Annotated in this window: 2 protein-coding genes; one reads left to right on the top strand and one right to left on the bottom strand. The window is 70.5% G+C overall.

The window, feature by feature from the left end; genetic code table 11:
- Positions 1 to 69: 69 nt before the first annotated feature.
- Positions 70 to 1884 carry a glyoxylate carboligase gene (gene gcl, locus E2C05_RS30540; RefSeq protein ID WP_133223375.1) on the bottom strand — a complete coding sequence of 605 codons (1815 nt, stop codon included), beginning with the start codon at positions 1882 to 1884 and terminating at the stop codon, positions 70 to 72.
- Positions 1885 to 2095: 211 nt separating this feature from the next.
- Between gcl and bhcR the strand changes: the two genes are divergently transcribed.
- Positions 2096 to 2923, top strand: a complete 828-nt coding sequence (bhcR, locus tag E2C05_RS30535; protein WP_133223374.1) for an HTH-type transcriptional regulator BhcR — start codon at positions 2096 to 2098, stop codon at positions 2921 to 2923.
- The last annotated feature ends 14 nt before the right edge of the window (positions 2924 to 2937 follow it).

The following is a 2937-nucleotide window of genomic DNA, read 5'->3' as shown; positions in this document are numbered from 1 at the left end:
GGCCATGCCGCCGGGACGGCGCCCGCGCCGGGCCATGGCCCGCCCGGCGCGATCCGCCCCGGCGCCGCATCAGGCGGTCGCCGGCACGCGCGGCGCCGCCGGCGTCCAGCCATTCTCCTTGCTCAGCCGCGGGTCGAGGCAGAGCACCTCCTCGAACTCGTTCACCGCGTCGATCTCGGTGCCCATGGCGATGTTGGTCTGCCGCTCCAGGATGCATTCCAGCACCACCGGCACGCCATGCTGCTCCATCAGCGCTTCGGCGCGGGCGAAGGCCTCGCCGAACTCGTTCGGCGACTTCACCCGGATCGCCTTGCAGCCCAGGCCTTCCGCCACCGCCACATGGTCCACGCCATAGCCCGGCACGGCATCCGGGTCGTCCGCGGCATTGATGTTCTCGAAGGCCAGGCTGACCTCGAAATCCATCTGGAAGCCGCGCTGCGCCTGGCGGATCAGCCCGAGATAGGAGTTGTTCACCACCACCTGCAGGAAGGGCAGCTTGTGCTGCGCGCCGACCGCCAGCTCCTCGATCAGGAACTGGAAGTCGTAGTCGCCGGAGATGGCGACGATCTTGCGTTCCGGATCGGCGGCGCGGACGCCGAGCGCCGCCGGCAGCGTCCAGCCCAGCGGCCCGGCCTGGCCGCAATTGATCCAGTTCCGTGGCTCATATACCTTCAGCAGCTGCGCCGCCATGATCTGCGAGTTGCCGATGGTGGTGACGTAGCAGGTGTCCCGCCCGGCATGGCCCAGCAGCTCCTCGAACACCCGCTGCGGCTTCAGCGGCACCTGGTCGAAATGCGTCTGCCGCAGCATGGTGCGCTTGCGGTGCAGGCAGGTCTCCGCCCAGCCGGAGTAGTCCTTCAGCCGCCCCGCCGCCCGCATCTCCTCCGCCACCGCGCAGAACAGCGCCAGCGCGGCGCGGGCGTCGGAGACGATGCCGAGATCGGGGCCGAAGACGCGGCCGATCTGCGTCGGCTCGATGTCCACATGCACGAAGGTCCGGCCGGCGGTGTATTTCTCGATGCTGCCGGTGTGGCGGTTGGCCCAGCGGTTGCCGATGCCCAGCACGAAGTCGGATTGCAGGAAATTGGCGTTGCCGTAGCGGTGGCTGGTCTGCAGCCCGACCATGCCGGCCATCAGCGGATGGTCGTCCGGGATAGACCCCCAGCCCATCAGCGTCGGGATCACCGGCACGCCGGTGAGCTCGGCGAAGCGCACCAGCTCCTCGCAGGCATCGGCGTTGATGACGCCGCCGCCGGCGACGATCAGCGGCCGCTCGGCGGCCTGCAGCATCTCGATCGCCCGCTCGACCTGCCTGCGCGATGCCGCCGGCTTCCAGGCCGGCAGCGGCTCATAGGTGTCGATGTCGAACTCGATCTCGGCCACCTGCACGTCCACCGGCAGGTCCACCAGCACCGGGCCCGGCCGGCCGCTGCGCATCAGGTGGAAGGCCTGCTGGAAGACCTGCGGGACCAGCGCCGGCTCGCGCACCGTCACCGCCCATTTCGTCACCGGGCGGGCGATGGATTCGATGTCCACGGCCTGGAAATCCTCCTTGTGCAGCCTGGCGCGCGGCGCCTGACCGGTGATGCAGAGGATGGGCAGGCTGTCCGCCTGGGCGGTGTAGAGCCCGGTGATCATGTCGGTCCCCGCCGGCCCGCTGGTGCCGATGCAGACGCCGATATTGCCGGCCCTGGCGCGGGTGAAGCCGTCCGCCATGTGCGACGCGCCTTCGACGTGGCGGGCCAGGATGTGGCGGATGCCGCCATGTGCCCGCATCGCCGAGTAGAAGGGATTGATCGCCGCGCCCGGCACGCCGAAGGCGCAGTGCACCCCTTCCCGCGCCAGGACCAGCACCGCCGCATCCACCGCCCGCATCCGTGCCATTGTCGCCACCCCCGTTCCCGGATGCCGGAAGGAGTGCCGGAAGACGGCGCCGCCTGCAATTTTTCCGAAAGCTTTTTCCGCGATGCGGCATAAATAGTGCAAGCCTCTGAATTCAAAAGGCCTCAATGTTTTCCGTTGCGCCTGCCCGCAGGAGAATGGAAAAAGAATTGCGCAGGCAAAGAATATTTAACGAAACGTCTGGGGGCGGATCATGTCGCAGACCGTGCAGCACCGCCGGCGCGGCCGCCCGCGCCAGGCGCCCGCCGAGGCGGAGGATGCCCCCGTCCAGTCGCTCGACCGCGCCCTGGCGCTTCTGGCGACCCTGGCCGAGGCGGATGGGCTGACGCTGACCGACCTGGCCGGCCGCGCCGACCTGCCGATGTCCACCGCCTATCGCATGCTGCTGACCCTGCAGCGCCGCGGCCTGGCGGAGTTCGATGCCTCGACGCAACTCTGGCTGGTGGGGGTCGAGACCTTCCGCATCGGCACCGCCTTCCTCCGCCGCCGCAAGCTGGCGGATTGCGGGCGGGACGCCATGCAGGGCCTGGTCGCCGCCTGCGGGGAGACGGCGAACCTCGCCGTGGCGGAGGAGGACGGGGTCGTCTTCGTCAGCCAGGTGGAGACGCATGAGGCGATCCGCGCCTTCTTCCGCCCCGGCACGCGGGCGCTGTTCCATGCCTCGGGCGCCGGCAAGGCGATCCTGGCCTATCGCCCGCCGCAGGCGGCGGCGGCGACGCTGAAGCGGGTCGGCCTGCCGCGCTTCACCGAACGGACGCTGACGACCCTGCCGGCGCTGCTCGCCGACCTGGCCGCGGTGCGCGAGCGCGGCTACGCGGTGGATGACGAGGAGCGCAACCTGGGCATGCGCTGCGTCGGCGCGCCGATCTTCAACGAGTTTGGGGAGGCGGTGGCGGGGCTTTCGGTGTCCGGCCCGACGGTGCGGGTGACGCCGGAGGCGATCGCCCGCTTCGGCCCGCTGGTGCGCGACGCGGCGGCGCGGGTGACGCGGGCGATCGCGGGCCGGCCGCCGGCCGCCTGATGCCGGGGCGCCCG

The sequence above is a fragment of the Paracraurococcus ruber genome, assembly GCF_004353985.1.
GTDB lineage: Bacteria > Pseudomonadota > Alphaproteobacteria > Acetobacterales > Acetobacteraceae > Paracraurococcus > Paracraurococcus ruber.
This window is presented reverse-complemented; position numbering and strand designations above follow the sequence as displayed.